General features: G+C 50.8%; 18 protein-coding genes. 14 read left to right on the top strand and 4 right to left on the bottom strand.

The genetic code is table 11. The features are described 5' to 3' along the window. Window positions 1-70: 70 nt before the first annotated feature. Together arsC and C7B82_RS11170 are read right to left on the bottom strand one after the other, a co-directional pair. Window positions 71-490: an arsenate reductase, glutathione/glutaredoxin type gene (gene arsC / locus C7B82_RS11175; RefSeq protein WP_106256381.1), complete on the bottom strand. Its 420-nt coding sequence runs from the start codon at window positions 488-490 to the stop codon at window positions 71-73. Window positions 491-772: 282 nt separating this feature from the next. Beyond that, window positions 773-1,102 carry an ArsR/SmtB family transcription factor gene (locus C7B82_RS11170; protein ID WP_106256366.1) on the bottom strand — a complete coding sequence of 110 codons (330 nt, stop codon included), beginning with the start codon at window positions 1,100-1,102 and terminating at the stop codon, window positions 773-775. Window positions 1,103-1,236: 134 nt separating this feature from the next. Here C7B82_RS11170 and speB point away from each other — a divergent pair, with 134 nt between their 5' ends. The 5 genes from speB (at window position 1,237) to C7B82_RS34250 (ending at window position 5,570) form a co-directional block, all read left to right on the top strand. Further along, window positions 1,237-2,268 carry an agmatinase gene (speB, locus tag C7B82_RS11165; protein ID WP_245939831.1) on the top strand — a complete coding sequence of 344 codons (1,032 nt, stop codon included), beginning with the start codon at window positions 1,237-1,239 and terminating at the stop codon, window positions 2,266-2,268. Between the two features lie 101 nt (window positions 2,269-2,369). Continuing rightward, window positions 2,370-2,915, top strand: coding sequence for a thioredoxin family protein (locus C7B82_RS11160; protein ID WP_245939830.1), 546 nt, complete (start codon window positions 2,370-2,372; stop codon window positions 2,913-2,915). Window positions 2,916-3,171: 256 nt separating this feature from the next. Further along, window positions 3,172-4,593, top strand: coding sequence for a protein adenylyltransferase SelO (locus C7B82_RS11155; protein WP_106256379.1), 1,422 nt, complete (start codon window positions 3,172-3,174; stop codon window positions 4,591-4,593). Further along, the gene (gene rimJ, locus C7B82_RS11150) at window positions 4,590-5,168 is read left to right on the top strand and encodes a ribosomal protein S5-alanine N-acetyltransferase (RefSeq protein ID WP_106256364.1); all 579 of its coding nucleotides are present in this window, start codon (window positions 4,590-4,592) and stop codon (window positions 5,166-5,168) included. The genes C7B82_RS11155 and rimJ overlap by 4 nt, the downstream gene beginning before the upstream one ends. 273 nt (window positions 5,169-5,441) lie before the next feature. Next, window positions 5,442-5,570, top strand: coding sequence for a hypothetical protein (locus C7B82_RS34250; protein ID WP_281258962.1), 129 nt, complete (start codon window positions 5,442-5,444; stop codon window positions 5,568-5,570). On the opposite strand, the gene C7B82_RS11145 is transcribed toward C7B82_RS34250, so the two are convergent. After that, window positions 5,538-5,741, bottom strand: coding sequence for a hypothetical protein (locus tag C7B82_RS11145; RefSeq protein ID WP_106256363.1), 204 nt, complete (start codon window positions 5,739-5,741; stop codon window positions 5,538-5,540). The genes C7B82_RS34250 and C7B82_RS11145 overlap by 33 nt on opposite strands. A 132-nt stretch (window positions 5,742-5,873) precedes the next feature. Between C7B82_RS11145 and C7B82_RS11140 the strand changes: the two genes are divergently transcribed. The 4 genes from C7B82_RS11140 (at window position 5,874) to crtW (ending at window position 11,409) form a co-directional block, all read left to right on the top strand. Continuing rightward, a complete protein-coding gene (locus tag C7B82_RS11140; RefSeq protein ID WP_106256362.1) occupies window positions 5,874-8,249 on the top strand; it encodes a ribonuclease R family protein in 2,376 nt (791 codons plus the stop codon). Between the two features lie 258 nt (window positions 8,250-8,507). Then, the gene (locus C7B82_RS11135) at window positions 8,508-9,131 is read left to right on the top strand and encodes a flavin prenyltransferase UbiX (RefSeq protein WP_106256361.1); all 624 of its coding nucleotides are present in this window, start codon (window positions 8,508-8,510) and stop codon (window positions 9,129-9,131) included. A 151-nt stretch (window positions 9,132-9,282) separates the two neighbouring features. Next, a complete protein-coding gene (locus tag C7B82_RS11130) occupies window positions 9,283-10,098 on the top strand; it encodes a LapA family protein (RefSeq protein ID WP_106256360.1) in 816 nt (271 codons plus the stop codon). Between the two features lie 417 nt (window positions 10,099-10,515). Further along, window positions 10,516-11,409 carry a beta-carotene ketolase CrtW gene (crtW, locus tag C7B82_RS11125; protein WP_245939829.1) on the top strand — a complete coding sequence of 298 codons (894 nt, stop codon included), beginning with the start codon at window positions 10,516-10,518 and terminating at the stop codon, window positions 11,407-11,409. A 103-nt stretch (window positions 11,410-11,512) separates the two neighbouring features. Here crtW and rpaB read toward each other — a convergent pair whose 3' ends face one another. Next, window positions 11,513-12,238, bottom strand: coding sequence for a response regulator transcription factor RpaB (gene rpaB, locus C7B82_RS11120; protein WP_106256359.1), 726 nt, complete (start codon window positions 12,236-12,238; stop codon window positions 11,513-11,515). 488 nt (window positions 12,239-12,726) lie between these two features. Between rpaB and C7B82_RS11115 the strand changes: the two genes are divergently transcribed. From C7B82_RS11115 to mutY, 5 genes are all read left to right on the top strand, one after another. Next, entirely contained in the window at window positions 12,727-13,119 is a 393-nt protein-coding gene (locus C7B82_RS11115) for a nuclear transport factor 2 family protein (RefSeq protein WP_106256358.1), read from the top strand. 102 nt (window positions 13,120-13,221) lie between these two features. Then, complete coding sequence (carB, locus tag C7B82_RS11110; protein WP_106256357.1) at window positions 13,222-16,464, top strand: carbamoyl-phosphate synthase large subunit; 3,243 nt, start codon at window positions 13,222-13,224, stop codon at window positions 16,462-16,464. Window positions 16,465-17,085: 621 nt separating this feature from the next. Next, window positions 17,086-18,042, top strand: coding sequence for an RNA polymerase sigma factor, RpoD/SigA family (locus tag C7B82_RS11105; protein ID WP_106256356.1), 957 nt, complete (start codon window positions 17,086-17,088; stop codon window positions 18,040-18,042). 300 nt (window positions 18,043-18,342) lie between these two features. Next, window positions 18,343-18,678, top strand: coding sequence for a DUF760 domain-containing protein (locus C7B82_RS11100; protein WP_219904277.1), 336 nt, complete (start codon window positions 18,343-18,345; stop codon window positions 18,676-18,678). A gap of 134 nt (window positions 18,679-18,812) precedes the next feature. Then, window positions 18,813-19,991: an A/G-specific adenine glycosylase gene (gene mutY, locus C7B82_RS11095; protein WP_106256354.1), complete on the top strand. Its 1,179-nt coding sequence runs from the start codon at window positions 18,813-18,815 to the stop codon at window positions 19,989-19,991. The last annotated feature ends 100 nt before the right edge of the window (window positions 19,992-20,091 follow it).

The raw sequence follows: 20,091 nt of genomic DNA, 5'->3' as shown, positions 1-20,091 counted from the left end.
CTCAATGGTGGGTGATTCGGGTCTGATGGGTGGCGATGGGGTTGCAACGAATCGCTCATGGCTCAACGATTCAAGCCAACGGTTGCTCAACAGGTGCTGCACTCAAGGCTTCAATCAGCCTCACAACGCGCTCCTTAACTTCATCGCGCACTCTAGGAAAGATTTCTGGTTGTTCTGCTGGATCGTCCAACTGCCAATCTTCAAAGACTTCCTGCTGCACCCATTCGGTTGGCAGGTTTACACCGCAGCCGCACAGCGAAATCACGATATCAAAGTCTTCTGGTTTGAAGTCGCTCAATGGTTTTGACGCCTGGTCACTGATGTCGATACCCACTGCGCTCATGGCGGCGATCGCCCCTGGGTTGACCTGACTGGCTTCTAGCCCGGAGCTAGTCACATTAACGGTCTCTGCTCCTAACGCTTTGGCAAAGCCTTCTGCCATTTGCGATCGAGCCGAATTTTTCTTGCAAACGAACATCACACGTTTCATCAAAGCTGTCTCCTGCTGAAACACACTCACCCTGTGGCTAAAAACATAAACAATGGATTGAGCCAACAAAAATTGATGCGTTAAGCCATGACCTAAAACACCAATATGCCTCTGGACGCGCGATCGCCTTGAGGTGATTTTTAGAGTTAAGGTGCAATTACACGTTGTAGTCGCATGCCAATAAGCACGACTAGGCTCCCTCTAACTCTATCATTTCAAATAAAGTTGATTTGTCAAGTAGAGTTTTGTTTCGCTTGGACAGGGCACACTAAGAACGATTGATTAGCGATCGTCCTTGCAAGGGCGTGCAGGCAGAATGGGACTGAAGCGACGGAACTCTGCCAGATACTGCTCTAACGCGACGAATTGCGGTAAATCAAGGCTGTAGTAAACCCAGCGACCTTCCTGTCGTCCCCTAATCAATCCCGCCTCTTTCAGATTTTTGAGGTGAAACGATAGCTTTGATTGGGTCACGCCTAGAATTTCGCACAAATCACAGACGCACAGCTCCTTTTCCCGCAGTAGCTCGATTGTCTTGACTCTTAGAGGCTCGGAGAGTGCATGGAAGCCTAAAACAATTTTAGCTGATGCGGCAGTGGACGTGGAAGTCATCAAAATTTATTGAAGCAATGCCTCATTGTAGCTAAAAGTTTTTGACCTGAGTCAGTTTGATGTGGGTGCTGAGAGGTCTATAGCCGCTTCAGTACAGCCGAATATACAGTCGTACTAATTAAATTGTGCTTGCGGTGGCTACCTGTAGGAGTCGATGCCTCTCTCAAGGTGGCACATCGCCTATTTATGCGATCGCTGGTAGCCGATCCCTCAAGATTGTGTCAGGATCAGGTGTTGCTTTAATCGGGTCTGCCATGCTGGTGCAAACATCTGTTTCTTCGCTGCCGTTTTTGGGTCCTGATGTCGCGGCGACGTACAACAACGCAAACGTTGTCATTTTGCCCATTCCCTACGAAGCGACCACGACCTATCGTCGCGGCTGTGAGCACGGCCCTGATGCCATTCTGGATGCGTCACAGCAGGTCGAATACTACGATGAAGAACTCGATCGCGAACTGTGGGAAGTGGGAATTTATACCCATGACGCGATCGCCGATACTCGCAACGCGCAAAAAGTCTCGTCTGAAGACATGCTTCGTGTCACGCAGGAGACCGTTTACAAGCTGGCGTCAGACGGTAAGTTCGTGATTGCGTTGGGCGGCGAACACAGCATCACGACTGGCGTTGTCGAAGCGTATCGGCAGGCGAATCCAGGTGAAGCGTTCACAGTCGTACAGGTTGATGCCCACGGCGATTTGCGCCACGAATACGAAGGCTCCATTTATAACCATGCCTGCGTTATGCGACGGATTGTCGATATGGGCTTGCCAACGGTGCAGGTGGGCATTCGCAGCATTTGTAAAGAAGAAGCGGATCTCATCAAAGAAAAACAGCTCACTGTCTTCCGCGCGCGGGAAATTGTCGTGCAGCCAGATTGGATCGATCGCGCCGTTGCCAGCATCAAAACCGAGAAAGTCTTCCTTACCATCGACCTCGACGGCATTGACCCCACGCTGATTCCCGGCGTCGGCACCCCCGAACCCGGTGGCTTGAACTGGTACAGCCTGCTGACGTTCATCCAACGCATTTTTGTCAACCATCAGGTCATTGGCTGCGATGTCATGGAACTCGCTCCCATCAATGATTCTGTAGTTTCCGAGTTTACGGCAGCGAAATTGGTCTATAAACTAATTGGATACCAAGCGATCGCGGAAGGCTGGAAGTAGTGGTTGGTTCTTAGTGGTTAGTTTTTAGTAGGAGTCAGAAGTTAGTCGAAACTCAAAATTCAAAACTCAAAACTCTTTCCCCCTCTCCCCCCCCCACGTGCATGGAAAAAATGAGTACCGTGATTGGCAATTACGCTCCTGATTTCGAGATACCCGGTATTGATGGCTCTGTGCACCATCTCGCTCGTTATCTCGAACAGTTTAGAGCGGTAGGGGTTGTGTTTATGTGCAATCACTGTCCTTATGTGAAGCTGTACCTCGATCGCCTGAAACAAATCCAGACGGAGTTTGAACGCCAGGGTGTGACGCTCATTGGCATTAACTCTAACGATGCCGATCGCTACCCTGCCGATAGCTTTGACAACATGAAGCGTTTTGCCACCGACAATCAGCTAAACTTTCCTTACCTGCGGGATGTCACGCAAGAAGTGGCTCAAAGCTTTGGCGCTGAGAAAACCCCCCATCTTTTCTTGCTAAATCAAAACGGCGTACTTTGCTATAGCGGCTCAGTGGACGATAGCCCCAATGATCCCAACTCAGTACGAGTCACCTATTTGCGAGACGCGATCGCCCAAATTTTGCTCAATGCTCCGATCAAGCCAACCTCTACAGAACCGATCGGCTGTTCTGTAAAATGGCGCTCTTAGGAGCTTTCCAAGAAAAATTGACCATTGGGTAGGAGCACGTTTTGCAGAGACTTTATCTTCAGTCACTAGCCTTGCCAAACCTGCCGGTACGAGTCTTTTGTTTGCTAGCAATCGCCTCAGTCGTCCCTTAAAGCGTTCAAGCACGGATTATCAATCCACGTGCCACACTGTGGCTAACCAAACGGTTCTCTTGTTGGATCAAGCGCAGGTGTCGTGCGTCAAGTGTTCACAGTTCTTACGTTCCTTAAACTTTGCAATGTCTGCTAATCCCCTGCTGCTGCTCGACTACGAACCGTCTCTCGAACGTCTGGGAGATGATTACTATGACCAGGTGGCGGCGGCTGAGTTTCCAACGTATCGCCTGCGGTTTCGCAACGATGCGCTACTGCCCAAACTAGGACTTGAGCCGCAAGCCGTGAGTGACACTGACTTTGTGGAGGCTTTTGGCACGTTTCAAGCGCCACGTCCGTTGTTGGCGCTACGCTATCACGGCTATCAGTTCGGTGAATACAACGCCTTTCTGGGCGACGGTCGAGGTTTTCTGTACGGGCAGGTACGCGGCACAGACGGCAACCTGTACGATATGGGCACCAAAGGGTCGGGAACAACGCCCTACTCTAGAGGGGGCGACGGCCGACTCACGCTGAAAGGGGGCGTACGTGAAGTGTTAGCAGCGGAGTCCTTACACCGTGCGGGCGTTTTAACCTCTCGTTGCCTGAGCTTAATTGAAACTGGGGAATCGCTCTGGCGCGGCGATGAGCCTTCACCCACACGGTCGTCTGTGATGGTGCGCTTTCAGCAATCGCACATTCGCTTTGGCACCTTTGAGCGACTGCACTACCTCGATCGCAAAGATCTGATCGCGATTTTGCTCGATCACGTGATTGAAGTCTACTACCCGCATTTGGCAGGCACGAGCGATCGCTACGCCCTGTTTTATGCGGAACTGGTGCAGCGGGTGGCAGAATTAGCCGCGCAATGGATGTCGGCTGGCTTTTGCCATGCGGTGCTCAATACAGACAATATGGCGATTACAGGGGAAAGCTTTGACTATGGGCCGTTTGCCTTCCTTCCCACCCTTGATCCAAGTTTTACGGCTGCCTATTTCGACCACTTTGGGCGCTACAGCTATGGCCGACAACCTGCAATTTGCCGCTGGAATTTAGAGATGTTGCAACGTCCGTTAGAGCGGGTCATTGCGTCATCCACGTTAGAGGCAGGGCTAGCAACGTTTGACCAACACTATGAGCGCGCTTATCGCCAGCGAATGCTGTCTAAATTGGGCTTTGAAGTATCAGAACATCCAGCGTTAGACGAACTACTTAAACTCACCCTGCAACTGTTACGGGAAACGCAAATTGGCTACCACAGTTTCTTTGCTACCTTAGCTCAACAGTTTGCAGCCACCTGGCGAGAAGATGTGGGTCATATTTTCAGTCAGGCGAGTGTCTCTCCTGGTGAGTTTGCAACCTTATGGCAGGCCTGGAAAAATGGCTACTTCAATCTTTTGTTGAGTTTGCCGGAGGCGGAAATGGACACGATCGCCAATCGGCTCCGTGACCACAACCCGCTCACCGTTCCCCTGCGCCCAGAGATTGAAACCGTCTGGGACGCGATCGCTCAGCATGACGACTGGCAGCCCTTTAATGCGTTGCTAGAGAGCATTCGAGCGAGATGAAAGACTACCCTTCAGACCCACCACAGCTAGCGACCAATCGGCTTTTTATCCGCCTGGCGACCAAGCGAGATGTGCCTGAAATTGCACGCTACTACCGCACGAATCGAGCCTTTTTGAAGCCCTTTGAGCCAACGCGATCGGAGAACTTTTTTACTGAAGACTTTTGGCGGGGTCAGGTAGAGCGAAATCTCATCGAATTTAACTACAACCAATCGCTCAGACTGTTTGTGTTTGAGCAAGCAAAGCCCGAAACGATCGTTGGTATTATCAATTTCACCCAATTCTTTCGAGAGCCTCTACATGCCTGCATTTTGGGCTATAGCTTAGCAGAGCATAAGCAAGGGAACGGCTACATGGCAGAAGCCGTTGGACGGTCGATTCAGTACATTTTTAACGAATTAAGGTTTCATCGGATTACTGCCAACTATATGCCGCGCAATCAACGCAGTGGCAATCTACTCAGGCGATTGGGCTTTGTCGTTGAAGGCTACGCAAGGGACTATTTGTTGATTAACGGTAAATGGGAAGACCACATTTTGACTAGCCTCATGAATGCACATTGGCAAGCTGATTAATGTTAGAAGGCAAAGGCCAAAGGGCGGAGTAATTTTTGAGTTTTGAGTTTTGAGTGCATACTGACTCTTGCATACTGACTCCTTCTGATCGATCGCTGCGGCTACTTTCAGAGTGATCTACACAACTTGCTAACTTGACCATTGGTGCGAAAGTGCTAAATAGAGTTTTAATAGAGAAAGGAAATCGCTAAGGTTTGAGCATCAGTCTGTAGGTATTGAGTGATTGGCGATCGACAAGCGACAGCACCAGATTCCTGGCATTGACGCTAACCAATGACGTCTCAGTACGGTCACCTGTTCATTGCTCATCAGTCATTGACAGGGATTGCCGTACAGCGCTTACAGCGGTTTGATGATGTACCCAAATTGTTAGCGATCGCCTGTTTGCCGCTCTTTGAGTGACTCAGAAGCGCTGTTTCTGGGTTCTCCGACTACCGTTGCGCTATTCGATTTGAGCCAACTTCGGTTCAGGCTGATCGATCGCGGTAGTGCCTTCAGCATTGCGTTATGTCCTAAGCGATCGAGCAAACATGGTTGCTCAAACGCATTGAGGGTAAGCGGAGCTAAAGGCATTGGGCGAGGTCACGTTTACACCGGATGAAGCGTTGCCTAACAATCGATGCGTGGCAGCATTCATCCAAACCTGAATTTAAGGTTCTGTTCCACATCTGATACAGAATTAAGTACACAAGGATCTATCGCTTCATGGAATTTTCGATCGCTGCCCTGCTGTCAAACTTCACCGATGACAAACTCGTTGCTCCTAAGGTTTTAGAAAAAAAACTGGATTGTAGAGACGACGATGACTTACTAAGGCTTCAGATTGCGCTGGATGCGCTCGAAAAAATTGGCATTCTGACCAAAGATCGCGGCCGGTACAAGCGTATTGCAGAAGAAGGCGTTGTTGAGGGCAAACTGCGCTGCTCCAGCAAAGGTTTCTGCTTTGCTATTCAAGATGCCGAAGGCGCAGAAGACATCTACATTCGCGAAAGCCAATTGAGTAATGCGTGGAATGGCGATCGCGTTTTAGTCCGCGTGACCAAGGAAGGGAGTCGTCGTCGCAGCCCCGAAGGCGAAGTCCGTCTGATTCTAGAGCGCTCTAATCCTTCAGTGCTGGCGCGGGTCAAGCAGGCCGAAGAGGGCTTTCGAGCCGTACCATTGGACGATCGTCTGCTGTTTGAAGTGCGGCTAGAGCAAAATGGTGAGAACCTGAGCGACGCGATCGACCACCTCGCACATGTCAAGTTACTGCGTTATCCCCTGGGGCAGAATCCACCGTTGGGCAGCGTAGCGCAAATTTTAGGTACCGATACGGATGCTGCCGACATCGATATTGTCTGCTGCAAGCATTATCTTTCCCGCACTTTTAGCGATGAAGTGCAAGCTGCAGCCAACGCACTACCGACCAAACTCGCTAAAACAGAGCTGAAAGCCCGGTTAGATTTGCGCAAGCTGACCACCATTACCATCAAGGCAGACAGCAGTCAGGCCACTACCGATAGTCTGGATGATGCCCTCACCTTAGAAAAAACGAAAGGTGGGAACTGGCGTTTAGGGGTTCATATTGCGGATGTAGCACACTATGTGGAGCCCGATTCACCCGTCGATCGCGAGGCACGCAAACGTGGCACCTCGGTCTATTTGGGCGACCTTGTCATCCCTATGCTGCCGGATGCGATCGCTCACTCGCTCTGTGCGTTTCAGCTTGGGCACGAGCGACTGGCTGTTTCTGTGCTGGTGACGCTAGATGCCGAGGGACACGTCGTAGAGTACGAAATCCAGCCAACAGTCATCAAGGTTGATCATCAGCTGAGCTATCAGCAGGCGCAGGCGATTCTAGAGCGGTCAGCCGCCAGCGATCAGCCCTCAACTGTAGACATTCAGCCTCTTGAGCCTGTGTTTGAGCTGTTGGATCAGCTAGCGGCCGTCAGCCATGCCTTAAAAGAGCAACGGCACCAACGGGGTGCGTTTGAACTGAACCTACCCGAAAAGCCGAGTTCCAGCAGTCTTGCTGAGGCTGATCAGGACACAGGGAAGCTTGTCTTTACGCCTAAGTTTCACTATGACGATGAAGGGGTACTGGGCGCGATCGTCGTCTCACCATCCGTTCCAACCTACGCCATGATTGCTGAACTGATGCTGCTGGCTAATCAACTCGTCGCCAATCACCTACAAGCGTTGGGCGCTCCGAGCCTCTATCGGGTGCATCCCACACCTGACCCAGACGATGTGCAAGAGTTGATCAAGCTGTCTATCAACATGGGCATTGAACTGCACCTGGAGCAAGAAGATGTCGTGCGGCCAGAAGACTACCAGCACTTTACGCAGAAGTTTGCTGAGTCAGATGCCGAGCGGGTGATGACCTATCTCTTGCTAGAAACGCTGAAGCCTGCGTTTTACAGCACAACCCCTCGATCGCACTTTGGGCTTGCTTTGGATCATGGGTACACCCATTTCACCTCGCCTGTCCGCCGCTATCCCGATCTGTTGGTACAGCGCGCACTGCATGCTGTGTTTGAAGAAGGACGCGATCGCAAATCCAGCCGTTCTAAAGAAATGGTCAACTTACGACACAGCTCGTCGCACGGCAACATTAGCTGGAACGTGCTGCCTCCTGAGATCCATCAAGAATTAGAAACCTACTTCGCGTCACAGGTGGTGCATCTGAGCGAACGCGAGAAAGTGGCGCAAGAAGCAGAGCAAGACCTGGAAGGACTCAAGAAAGCCGAACTGATGCGGGAGCGCACTGGTGAGATTTTCCACGGACTGATCACGGGCGTCCAGTCCTATGGGCTCTTTGTCGAAATCGAGGAGTTGTTGGTTGAAGGACTGGTACACGTCAGTTCCCTCAAGGATGACTGGTACGAGTACCGATCGCGCCAGCAAACCCTGGTTGGACGCAAAAACCGCAAGCAATACCGCCTAGGCGATCGCATCGAAGTGCAGGTGAAGAGCGTGGACTACTACCGCCAGCAGATCGACTTAATCGCAGTCGGTGGTGGCAGCGAAGCAACGGATGACGAAGTCGGTCTAGACGCCATCCAAATTGCTGAATCAGAACCAGAGTTTGAAGATGATTAAGTCTGGGTGAGGAGAGAGGTGTCAGAAGTCAGGAGTCAGAGGCTAAAAGTTAGCAGCTGAAGGCTGAAGGAGTTGTAAAACCCTAAAGCCTTGCCTGATCGAAACAGGCATCCAAGAGACGTTTTAGAAGGAAATCACTGCCGCTAACGCACTTCAAAACTCAAAACTTTCCCTCACCCCTAACTCCTCTCTTCCTACTCAAAACTTAGAACTCAAAACTTAGAACTCAAAACTTAGAACTCAAAACGTCTCCTCCCCTTGTTCTCTCCTCCTCCCTCTCGTCCCCTTATCCTTGGCATCACCGGAGCGTCTGGGCTCATTTATGCCGTTCGTGCCCTTAAGTTTCTCTTGCAGGCAGACTACGCGATCGAATTAGTGGCCTCTAAGTCGGTCTATATGGTTTGGCAGGCAGAGCAAAACACGCGAATGCCACCAGAACCCTTACAGCAAGAACAATTCTGGCGGCAGCAGGCAGAGGTGGAACGTGCTGGCAAACTTACCTGCCACCCCTGGAGCGATGTCGGAGCGACGATCGCAAGCGGTTCCTTTCGTACATTGGGTATGCTCATCCTTCCGTGCAGCATGAGCACGGTTGCCAAACTGGCAGGCGGGCTCAGTTCCGATTTGCTTGAACGCGCTGCCGATGTCCAGTTGAAGGAAGGGCGAAAACTCGTCGTCGTACCCCGCGAAACGCCCTTTAGTCTAATCCATCTCCGCAATCTGACGGCATTAGCAGAAGCGGGAGTGCGCATTGTACCTGCCATTCCTGCCTGGTATCACAACCCACAGACGATCGAAGATCTGGTTGATTTTGTCGTTGCCCGCGCGCTCGATCAGCTGGATATTGACTGCATTCCGATTAACCGTTGGCAGGGACATTAGAGGCTTAGCGGTCGGTCAACCGTCAGCAATCAGCAATCAGCAAGAGTCACTAGAAGGGTTTGCAACAGCTGTATGTCAAATTGCTAGGATAGGCTGGTAACGTGATTTCGATCCAAGGTAGGCTGATAGTTGATGGCTGACCGCTAAAATTATGCCCCTTATCCGCCTGGTTCTGTTGCTCGGACTGGCTGGAGGCCTATTCCTCCTTGTTCAGTTCAACTGGTCGCCCCTACAACTGACGTTTTTGGGCATCCAAACGCCTGCCTTACCGTTGGCGCTATGGATTTTAGGCGCGATCGGGGCTGGCGTTGTCACCAATCTGTTGATTACCAGCTTGTTCAGCGCGTCTAATTACTTTGCAGTCCGTGCGGCACGATCGAAGTTTCGGCAAGTATCCCGTCAGAGTGGTTTTCAGGCGCGTTCAACTACACCGTCACCAGAACCAAGCCCCTTCTTTTCTCGTCCACCCGCTGCGAAAACGGTTGAAGACGATGCGGCCTGGAACAATTGGGACGGCTATGAGGAATCAGCGGCGCGTCAAGCAAGCACCGGACGCTCGCCCGTAGACTCTGATCCGATCGATGACTGGGACGATGAATCGAGCGATGATTGGGACGTGGATGAACCCAGGGATATCCCCAGAGATGAACCCAGAGAGACTCGGTCTACCGCGCCAAGAGTCCGCACGGACTATGAAGTCAAGCAAGAACCAAAAACGACCTCTCGTAACGGCTCTGTGTATTCCTACAGCTACCGTGAGCCGAAAGATTCTGGTGTTGGTAAAGCCGAATCGGTTATCGGCAAACCGGTTGTTGATGCTGACTATCGCGTCCTTGTGCCGCCTTTTCGTCCGCTTGATGACGCAACGCCAACCGAGGTGCCGACCAGTGCCGAAAGTGCCGATGATTGGTTCGAAGAGGATGGCGACAGCTTTGAGGGTGGCAGTACCCGCGATCGCTCTCGGTAATAAATATTCGCTAGAAAGTACTTGTTATGGAGCGGCTAGCGGTGAGCGTCACTCCGCCATTCTTCCGTAAGGGCGCACGGCATACCCTAGCAACAATACAAATTCTCAACCTTATTACAGCGGATCGCAGCTTAATAGGGGACATCTAAGATCATCAAATGCTCTCTGAGTAAAGCTTTCCGATATTACCCGTGTACCCTATCTGAATGAAAACCGCTGTAAATCCGCGATTCTAAGTACCTGCCTCAATGGGGGGCATAAGTCTTGCGCTCCTACCTCCCTCAACGAGGTTATAAACGTTTGCTTGAACCAGTCCTTACGTCTCCTTGCATAGATTGCGCAAACCTATACCTAAAGGGGAGTTTTAAGCTTCACAGAATTATTACCATTCTGTTACATTGTTTATACAAATCAGATTTGGCAGTCCGACTCGATTTATCAAACCTGATGCATGAGGATGCACCGCCTCTACTGCTAGCGCTCGATCGACAAGCTAAAGCTAGCTACTATCACAACGAGAAAACAGCCCTCATGTCTACCGTTTTGCCAATCAATGGCGATCAGCTTTCACCCACAGCATCACCTGTCATCATCGGCTCTAGTCTACGAGGCTTATGCATCGCTAGCCTCATCATGGCAACTTGGGCAGGCAGCCTGACAATCCTCTTCAATGCTTCACTCAGCCAACAGTCGCTCTGGACAATACTGGCCGTGTTTTGGCAAACGTTTCTTTATGCAGGCTTATTCGTCACGGCTCATGATGCGATGCATGGGTGTGTTGCGCCTCAGCATCCCAGGCTGAATCACTTCATGGGTACGTCAGCACTACTGATGTATGGTTTATTTTCTTACAAGCAATTGTTTAAGGCTCACTGGCAGCACCACCGTGATCCTGCGAGTCCTTTAGACCCTGACTTTCATGACGGTCAGCACAAAAACCCGTTTGCCTGGTATTTTCGTTTTTTGCAGCGTTATTGGAGTTGGGGGCGGTTGCTTGCACTCATTGCGGTGTTTCACGCCATGCATCTTCTCTTACACGTGCCGGAGTCGAATTTGCTGATGTTTTGGATTGTGCCATCGTTGCTCAGTTCGGTGCAGCTTTTTTACTTTGGGACTTATTTGCCTCATCGTGAACCAGCAGGCGGCTACCAAAACGTTTTTCGCGCTCAGAGCGCTCATCGACCGTTGCTGTTGTCACTGCTGGCTTGCTATCACTTTGGCTACCATTACGAACATCACGAGTATCCTCATGTTCCCTGGTGGCAACTGCCCACGATCGCCAAGCATGGCATTGCCAGGATCAACACTTGATCGGTAGCGGTTCAAGCGCGAGCCGCGATCGAATCTCGGTCGCTTCTCCTATAGGGCTTGTTGATGCGAAACACGACCTGAAGCTGGGTAACATCAACGCCTATCAGGAATCAACACGAGGGAAGATATATCCTTTACCACGGACAGTAACGATCGACTCAGCTTGCTCAGGTAAAGCTTGCAGTTTTTCACGTAGCCGAGAAATGTGTACGTCAACAATCCGTACATCTCCCAAACTCGGTTGGTTATAACCCCATACTTTCTCTAAAATTTCAAGTCGAGAAATGCATACTCCTGCTTGACTCACTAATAGTTTCAACATGTTGAATTCCATGTCAGTGAGTCGAACTGGCACGTTGTTTTGATAGACCTTTCGCGTGTACGTTTCAATCCGCAGAGAGCCGACTTCAAGAATTCCAGACGTCGTAGCATCATCGTTTACCTTGTCAAGACGACGCAGAATACAGCGAATACGAGTCTCTAATTCTTTTGGCGAAAATGGTTTCACCATGTAGTCATCGGCACCTGCTTCTAAGCCAGTGATGCGATCGGCTACATTTGCCAAAGCGGTTAGCAAAATGATTGGGACATTTGACTCTTTTCGCAGGGTGCGGCAAACGTCGTAGCCATCTAGTTCAGGCATCATGACATCTAAAACAATGAGATCGGGCGCTTGTTGACGGAAACTAGTCAGCGCTTGCGATCCATCCGCGGCTGTTGAAACTATGTAGCCAGCCATCGAGAGGCGAGTGGCCAGAATTCGACGAATATTAGCATCATCATCAACAACCAGGATTGTTTGCTTCGATCGTTCTTGGCTATGCAACATTCGGTTCACAGAAAATTGTCAGAATATGTGAGCTAAGGAACATCAATTGCTGCAGTTTCTAAGCGTTTTTCAACTTACTAAAAGCATGAATTTCTCATTTAAAGAAGCGATCGCGTTATGAACTTTGTGCCAGCTTTCGACCGCATCGATCCTGTGACTCGATTGAGCACAAGGTGGATGAGGCTGGCTAGATTGCATCACTAGCTGGGCTTGTAATAATGATCTTACAGGAAATGGTTCTTTCTCTTAGTATGACGGATTTTTAGCCCAGTCACAGATGCCTACGGAACGAATATGACTCCTGGCCAAAAGTTTGCAGGCTTCTTTGACAATTTGTTTAGATCAAACGTTCCGATCAAAGCTAGCTGTTTTAGAGAGCTGCATCCGCTAGAGATAGAATAACTACACTTGTATAAATTTATCGAACAAAACGTCTTAAACCTCTTATAAATAGCCATCAGCTTTCATCAATCAGATAGGGTTGCTATATGACACAGCGCTCAAACACCTTGGAAGTTGCTTACCGAGCCTTTGGGCATTTCCAGCATGGTTTAGCAACAGGAGAATGGCAAGCGTTTATCGATTTGCTCTCCGATGATTTTACGTTTTGCTTCCCTATGGGACCGTATCGTGGCTTCAATAAGGGTAAGGAGCGTGCGATCGCCTTCTTTCAGTACGTCGCTGAAACCTTCAAAGAGGGGCTGTCGCTCACGCTCGATCGCGTGACGAGCAATGAGACAACCGTTGTGTTTGAGTTTCGAGACGAAGGTTTACTGCTGGGAGAACCCTATAAGAATCGCGTGGCCGTCTCTTTCGACCTTCGGGGCGATCGCATTTGTGCCTATCGAGAGTACTTTGGCAGCGACGGCAAATCGAACTAATGCATATCCCAAGCACTGGGATTAGAAAGAAGACTACCGTCTAAGTTGAAGAAACCCTTTACAATAAGTGGGATTTCAGACCTCGACCCCCACATCACTACCATGCCGCGTCGCAACGATCTCCACAAAATTCTGTTGATTGGCTCTGGCCCCATTGTGATTGGGCAAGCCTGCGAGTTTGATTATTCTGGTACGCAAGCCTGTAAAGCCCTGCGGGATGAGGGCTACGAAGTCGTTCTGGTCAACTCCAATCCGGCGACGATTATGACCGACCCGGAGACGGCCGATCGCACCTACATTGAGCCTCTGACACCAGAAGTCGTCGAGAAAATTATTGAGAAAGAGCGCCCTGATGCCTTGCTGCCAACGATGGGCGGACAGACTGCGTTAAACCTGGCAGTCGCCCTGGCAAAAAACGGCACGCTGGAGAAATATGGCGTAGAGCTCATTGGGGCAAAGCTACCTGCGATCGAAATGGCGGAAGACCGCAAGCTCTTCAAAGAAGCAATGGCACGGATTGGCGTGGGAGTTTGTCCCTCTGGCCTCGCAACCACACTAGAAGAGGCGCGTCAGATTGGGCACGAAATCGGCAGCTATCCGTTGATCATTCGGCCTGCTTATACGATGGGCGGTTCCGGTGGTGGCATTGCCTATAACCAGGAAGAGTTTGAGGAAATTTCCCAGTCTGGTCTGGATGCCAGTCCGGTTTCGCAGATTTTGATTGAGAAATCGCTGCTGGGTTGGAAGGAATACGAACTCGAAGTCATGCGCGATTTGGCAGACAACGTGGTGATCATCTGCTCGATCGAAAACCTTGACCCAATGGGTGTGCATACGGGCGACTCCATTACCGTTGCGCCTGCTCAAACCCTGACCGATAAGGAGTACCAGCGGTTGCGGGATGCGTCAATCAAGATCATTCGCGAGATCGGTGTGGAGACAGGTGGTTCCAACATCCAGTTTTCGGTTAATCCCGACAATGGCGACGTGGTAGTGATTGAGATGAACCCTCGTGTGTCGCGCAGTTCTGCACTCGCTTCAAAGGCAACAGGGTTTTCGATCGCCAAAATGGCAGCCAAACTTGCCGTCGGCTACACGCTGGACGAGATTCCTAACGACATTACGAAGAAGACGCCTGCCAGTTTTGAGCCAACGATCGACTACGTTGTGACCAAAATTCCCCGCTTCGCGTTCGAGAAATTTCCCGGCTCTATCCCTACCCTCACGACTCAAATGAAATCGGTGGGCGAAGCGATGGCGATCGGGCGTACGTTTCAGGAATCATTCCAAAAAGCGCTGCGATCGATGGAAACGGGACGCGCGGGTTGGGGCTGCGATCGCAGCGAAAAAGTGCCTAGCTTAGAGCAAATTCGCGCGGGTTTACGGACGCCGAATCCAGAGCGCATCTTTACCATCCACCATGCGTTTCAAATGGGCATGACGGTGGATGAGGTGTATGAACTGACTGCGATCGACCCCTGGTTCCTGGACAAGCTCTATGCACTGCTGGAAACTGAGAAAGTGCTCAAGCGCGCTCCGCTGAAGAGCCTGACCAAAGAGCAGCTATTTGACATTAAGCGACAGGGCTTTAGCGATCGCCAAATCGCCTATGCGACTAAGACGACTGAAGATGAGGTTCGCACCTACCGAAAGTCGTTACAGGTGATCCCCGTTTACAAAACCGTCGATACCTGTGCGGCTGAATTTGAAGCCCTCACGCCCTACTACTACTCCACTTACGAAGCAGGCGAAAGCGAAATTTTGCCGTCAGACAGGCGCAAAGTGATGATCTTGGGTGGCGGCCCTAACCGTATTGGTCAGGGCATTGAGTTTGACTACTGCTGCTGTCACACCTCCTTTGCCTTGCGGGAAGACGGTTTCGAGACAATCATGGTCAACTCCAATCCCGAAACGGTTTCGACTGACTATGACACCAGCGATCGGCTCTACTTTGAACCGCTCACGAAAGAAGATGTGCTCAACATCATTGAGGCGGAGAATCCTGAAGGCGTGATCATTCAGTTTGGTGGACAAACGCCGCTGAAGCTGGCAGTGCCCTTGCAGAAATACCTCAACGGCGATACCTGTACCGTTTCAACCAAAATCTGGGGTACCTCACCGGATTCGATCGATACGGCTGAAGATCGAGAGCGCTTTGAGAAAATTCTGCGAGAGTTGGATATTAAGCAACCTGCCAACGGTCTAGCCCGCAGCTATGGGGAATCTTTAGAGGTTGCCCGTCGCATCAACTATCCCGTAGTCGTGCGCCCCAGCTATGTCCTCGGTGGACGCGGCATGGAAATTGTCTACTCCGACACGGAGCTACAGCGTTACATGACTGCTGCCGTTCTCGTCGAACCTGATCACCCCATTCTGATTGACAAGTATCTCGAAAATGCAGTGGAAGTAGATGTAGACGCGATCGCCGACCAGGGTGGCAACGTGGTCATCGGCGGCATTATGGAGCATATTGAGGAAGCAGGCATTCATTCTGGCGACTCGGCCTGCTCGTTGCCATCGGTGTTCCTCAGTGAAGCCGTCTTAACCCAGATTCGAACCTGGACAGTGCAACTTGCCAAAGCCTTGAATGTCGTTGGCTTGATGAATATCCAATACGCCGTACAGGGTGAACAAGTCTATATCCTGGAAGCTAACCCACGCGCCTCGCGCACGGTACCGTTTGTCTCGAAGGCGATCGGCGTGCCGTTGGCAAAAATGGCAGCCCGCATTATGTCTGGCAAATCCCTTGCGGAGCTAGGCTATACAAAGGAAATCATCCCCAAACATATTGCGGTTAAAGAAGCGGTTCTGCCCTTCGAGAAATTCCCTGGCACCGATACGATTCTGGGCCCTGAAATGCGATCGACCGGCGAGGTGATGGGCATTGACGACAACTTTGGCGCTGCGTTTGCTAAGGCAGAGTTGGGGGCTGGTCAGCGCTTACCGCAAGGTGGCACGGTGTTTGTCTCGACCAGCGATCGCGACAAAGCGGCTGTTGTTTCCGTGGCTAAAGAGTTACTAGAACTTGGCTTTCACGTGGTTGCTACAGAGGGCACTCGAAAAGCACTCCGAGAACAAGGCGTTGAGGTTGAATTGGTGCTCAAGCTCCATGAAGGTCGCCCAAACATCATGGACTCTATTAAAAATGAGAAAATTCAGCTCATTATTAATACTCCTTCCGGGGAAGAAGCCAAAGCCGATGGTCGTCTGATTCGTCGTACCGCTTTGTCTTACAAAATTCCTATCGTCACCACGATCGCAGGCGCAAAAGCAACTACAGCCGCCATCCGATCACTGCAGTCTCAACCACTTTCGGTCAAGGCACTGCAAGACTATATTCATTAGCCGTGGTGAACCTGGGATGGCCTTGGTCACCTCTAAGCATGCCTGCTTAAGCCTTGAGCAGGCATGTAAAGTGATCAAGCCCCTTAAAGAAACTTAAAACTCTTTGTAGAAAAGACTCTCTAAATCGAGTTCTTAAGAGAAGGTAAATATTTGTGCGGCCTTGATTTCAGCAAGTGCATTTTGTTCTATGGGATGCATTTGCAAAGCGCAATCCTGGGTACTCTTGTGTAACTCATAGCTGGAAGCGATCGGTCTCTAAAGCGTCCGCTTTGAAAAGAATCTTTCTGAGGGTATATACGTCTTCTCTCAGGAATGTTACATTTGTTAATACGACGTCTTAACAAGCCTGACGCACCGACGATGAAGAGTTTGTCTGCTCACTGACGACACTGTTAATATTGCAGGCTTGCTCCAGATTGTTGGTTTTTCTGTCACAGCCTCTTGGTCATCTCCGAAAACGCTCTTCAAGCTCTACCCTCAAGGCTTCTTAAAGAACAGTCTTGAACGATCGTAAAGATGCTTTAAACAAGCATTCTTTAAGCTTCGCTTCGGTTGTCATTGACCATTTCTTGTAGCTGGAAATTCCAGCGTTCTATCCACTGTAGCCTTTCCAACAGCGCCATGAAGACCGCTCAAACCTCAACCGACTTAGTACGCGCTTACTTACGAGAAATTGGTCGGGTTCCCCTGCTCACTCATGAGCAGGAGATCCTCTATGGCAAACAGGTTCAGCGCTTGGCAATACTCTACGACACAAAGGAGCTTCTGACACAGCAGTTTGGCCGTGAACTGGCGCTGGAGGAGTGGGCTCAGAAGGCTGACCTCTCTGAAAGCGAATTGCAGCAGGCGATCGCAGAGGGCGAAAACGCGAAGCGCAAGATGGTCGAAGCTAACCTGCGCCTGGTTGTTTCTGTCGCCAAGAAGTATACGAAGCGTAATGTTGATCTGCTGGATCTGATTCAAGAAGGCACGATTGGAATGCAGCGTGGTGTAGAGAAGTTTGATCCCACGAAGGGCTATCGCTTTTCGACCTACGCTTACTGGTGGATTCGGCAAGCAATTACCCGTGCGATCGCCGAAAAAGGTCGCACGATTCGCCTACCTATCCACATCACCGAAAAACTGAACAAGATTAAGAAGGCTCAACGTCAACTCTCTCAACAGTTGGGTCGGGCCGCCACTGCGTCTGAACTCGCCAACGAACTGGAGCTAACTCCCCGTCAAGTGCGTGAGTACCTGGAGCGATCGCGCCAGCCGCTTTCACTCGATCTGCGCGTAGGCGACAACCAGGACACTGAATTGGGTGAACTGCTGGAAGACACAGGTGCCTCGCCGGAAGACTTTGCCCTGCAATCGTCACTCCGTGCTGATTTAGAAACGCTGATGGCAGACCTGACACCCCAGCAACGCGAAGTCTTAGCACTCCGGTTTGGGCTAGAAGACGGACAAGCGCTTACACTGGCAAAAATTGGCGATCGCCTTAGCATCAGCCGTGAGCGCGTCCGCCAGATCGAACGCGAAGCCCTGACCAAATTGAGGAAACGTAAAGCTGCGATCGGCGAGTACTTAGCTAGCTAGGGCTGGCAAGCGATCAGTTCTGAGTTGTGAGTTTTACAGCAATTTTCATTTGAATAAGCCATCTCAACTAAGTGTGAGCGTCTCGCTCACGCCTGCGAGTAAGATGTTCGCTCTGTGGCTGACCCATTTGTAAGCGGCTGTAAGTTGAAATCTTTAACTCAGAACTCAGAACTCTCACTTATGTACGTCCATCACCCAAGTTCTGGTTCGGTTCTACTCACTTCGGTTCTCAACGTCCGCTGATACATTTGTTTATAGAAACTTACAGCAGTTTAGATCGAGGTTCCTTCAGTGAACAACATGTCAGATCGAGTGCCAGAATTTCTAAGCGGCGCTGACTCCAGCAATCAGTTCCTGAGCTACGTCCAATCGTTGAGTCCAGAAGCCATTGCCCAGCTCTCCCGACCGGCGTCAGTGGATGTCTTCCAGGTGATGGAGCGAAATATCGTTGGCTTGCTCGGTGCCTTGCCTCCCGACAGCTTTAACGTGATGATCACAACTAGCCGTGAGGACTTGGGCCGTCTACTAGCGTCTGCAATGATGAGTGGCTACTTCTTACACAATGCCGAACAGCGAATGGCGTTTGAAAAATCGTTGGCCTCCACTGCAACGGACGCTTCCACTCCAGAAAGCTAGGTTGCAAGCCAAACCGTCGATCATCGGCGTGATCGATTTAGAACCGGGTTTGGTTCTGTGTTCGCAAGCGCCCCAGGCTCCGATACACTAAGGGGCTAAATCTGAAAGCGAATGTCCAGGTTGCATTGCTCGCTATGCCGCGAACACCAATCAACGCTTTGAAAGCTACCGCTTCACAGCCGCAACGAAATTCTTTAGACCGGGCAGACGATCGCGATCGTCTGCCCGGTTCTGTTGTCGTCAATCTTAGGGAGACCCTGTTGCTTTGGTATGGTCATTTCGGGCGGGATCTCCCCTGGCGACAAAGTCGTGATCCTTACGCCATCTGGGTATCGGAGATTATGCTCCAGCAGACTCAGGTGAAAACGGTGATCCCTTACTATGAGCGCTGGCTAACCTTGTTCCCGACCCTTTCAGCGCTGGCGATCGCCGAACAGCAGCAGGTACTCAAAGCTTGGGAAGGGTTGGGTTACTATGCCCGTGCTCGTAACTTGCATCGTGCTGCTCAAGACATTATGTTGCGCCATCAAGGAGTTTTCCCAGCGTCCCCGGCTGATGTGATGCAGCTACCTGGGATTGGACGCACGACCGCTGGCGGCATTTTGAGTGCCGCGTTCGACCAACCAATGGCCATCTTGGATGGGAATGTAAAGCGTGTACTGACGCGTCTGGTCGCTCTACCTGTACCACCGAAGCGGGCGATCGCTGACCTTTGGCAACTTTCAGAAGCGCTACTGGACAGACAACAGCCACGTGACTTTAACCAGGCAATCATGGATTTGGGTGCCACGGTCTGTATGCCTCACCAGCCGTTGTGCTCAAGCTGTCCGTGGAACGGTCACTGTGAGGCGTACAATCAAGGCATTCAAGCAGAACTACCTATGGCTGAAACGCGTGCGCCGCTACCCCACAAAAGCATTGGTGTAGCAGTAATTTGGAATGATCAAGGACAGATTTTGATCGATCGCCGTCGTCAGGAAGGTCTACTGGGTGGCTTATGGGAGTTTCCTGGTGGCAAAGTCGAACCAGGTGAAACGGTCGAAGCCTGCATCCAGCGTGAGATTCGCGAAGAATTGGGGATTGAGATTACGGTCGGCGATCACCTCATAGTTGTCGATCATGCCTACAGCCACTTTCGAGTGACGTTAAACGTCCACCACTGTCGTCATGTTAGCGGTGAACCCCAGGCGATCGAGTGTGACGAAGTGCGCTGGGTGACGCTAACAGACATTGACCAATACCCATTTCCGAAGGCGAACGTACAGATTATTGAGGCATTGAGGCATGGTGAAACGTCAACGGATCATCACTAAGGATCGTGGATTAAATGGTGTAATTCTGCCAGTTGCCTCTGTCAGCTAGAGAGAGACTAAAAAATAGGTGGATTGAAGCAAACCTACCCTGCTGCTATAG

The sequence above is a fragment of the Stenomitos frigidus ULC18 genome (assembly GCF_003003795.1).
Classification (GTDB): Bacteria; Cyanobacteriota; Cyanobacteriia; order Leptolyngbyales; family Leptolyngbyaceae; genus Stenomitos; species Stenomitos frigidus_A.
This window is presented reverse-complemented; position numbering and strand designations above follow the sequence as displayed.

Excerpts from the sequence above, each read along its gene's own strand:
- arsC (WP_106256381.1), bottom strand. The coding sequence starts at position 490 with ATGAAACGTGTGATGTTCGTTTGCAAGAAAAATTCGGCTCGATCGCAA.
- C7B82_RS11170 (WP_106256366.1), bottom strand. The coding sequence starts at position 1,102 with ATGACTTCCACGTCCACTGCCGCATCAGCTAAAATTGTTTTAGGCTTC.
- C7B82_RS11160 (WP_245939830.1), top strand. The coding sequence starts at position 2,370 with ATGGAAAAAATGAGTACCGTGATTGGCAATTACGCTCCTGATTTCGAG.
- C7B82_RS11155 (WP_106256379.1), top strand. The coding sequence starts at position 3,172 with ATGTCTGCTAATCCCCTGCTGCTGCTCGACTACGAACCGTCTCTCGAA.
- rimJ (WP_106256364.1), top strand. The coding sequence starts at position 4,590 with ATGAAAGACTACCCTTCAGACCCACCACAGCTAGCGACCAATCGGCTT.
- C7B82_RS34250 (WP_281258962.1), top strand. The coding sequence starts at position 5,442 with ATGACGTCTCAGTACGGTCACCTGTTCATTGCTCATCAGTCATTGACA.
- C7B82_RS11145 (WP_106256363.1), bottom strand. The coding sequence starts at position 5,741 with ATGCCTTTAGCTCCGCTTACCCTCAATGCGTTTGAGCAACCATGTTTG.
- C7B82_RS11140 (WP_106256362.1), top strand. The coding sequence starts at position 5,874 with ATGGAATTTTCGATCGCTGCCCTGCTGTCAAACTTCACCGATGACAAA.
- C7B82_RS11130 (WP_106256360.1), top strand. The coding sequence starts at position 9,283 with ATGCCCCTTATCCGCCTGGTTCTGTTGCTCGGACTGGCTGGAGGCCTA.
- rpaB (WP_106256359.1), bottom strand. The coding sequence starts at position 12,238 with ATGTTGCATAGCCAAGAACGATCGAAGCAAACAATCCTGGTTGTTGAT.
- C7B82_RS11115 (WP_106256358.1), top strand. The coding sequence starts at position 12,727 with ATGACACAGCGCTCAAACACCTTGGAAGTTGCTTACCGAGCCTTTGGG.
- carB (WP_106256357.1), top strand. The coding sequence starts at position 13,222 with ATGCCGCGTCGCAACGATCTCCACAAAATTCTGTTGATTGGCTCTGGC.
- C7B82_RS11105 (WP_106256356.1), top strand. The coding sequence starts at position 17,086 with ATGAAGACCGCTCAAACCTCAACCGACTTAGTACGCGCTTACTTACGA.
- C7B82_RS11100 (WP_219904277.1), top strand. The coding sequence starts at position 18,343 with ATGTCAGATCGAGTGCCAGAATTTCTAAGCGGCGCTGACTCCAGCAAT.
- mutY (WP_106256354.1), top strand. The coding sequence starts at position 18,813 with ATGCCGCGAACACCAATCAACGCTTTGAAAGCTACCGCTTCACAGCCG.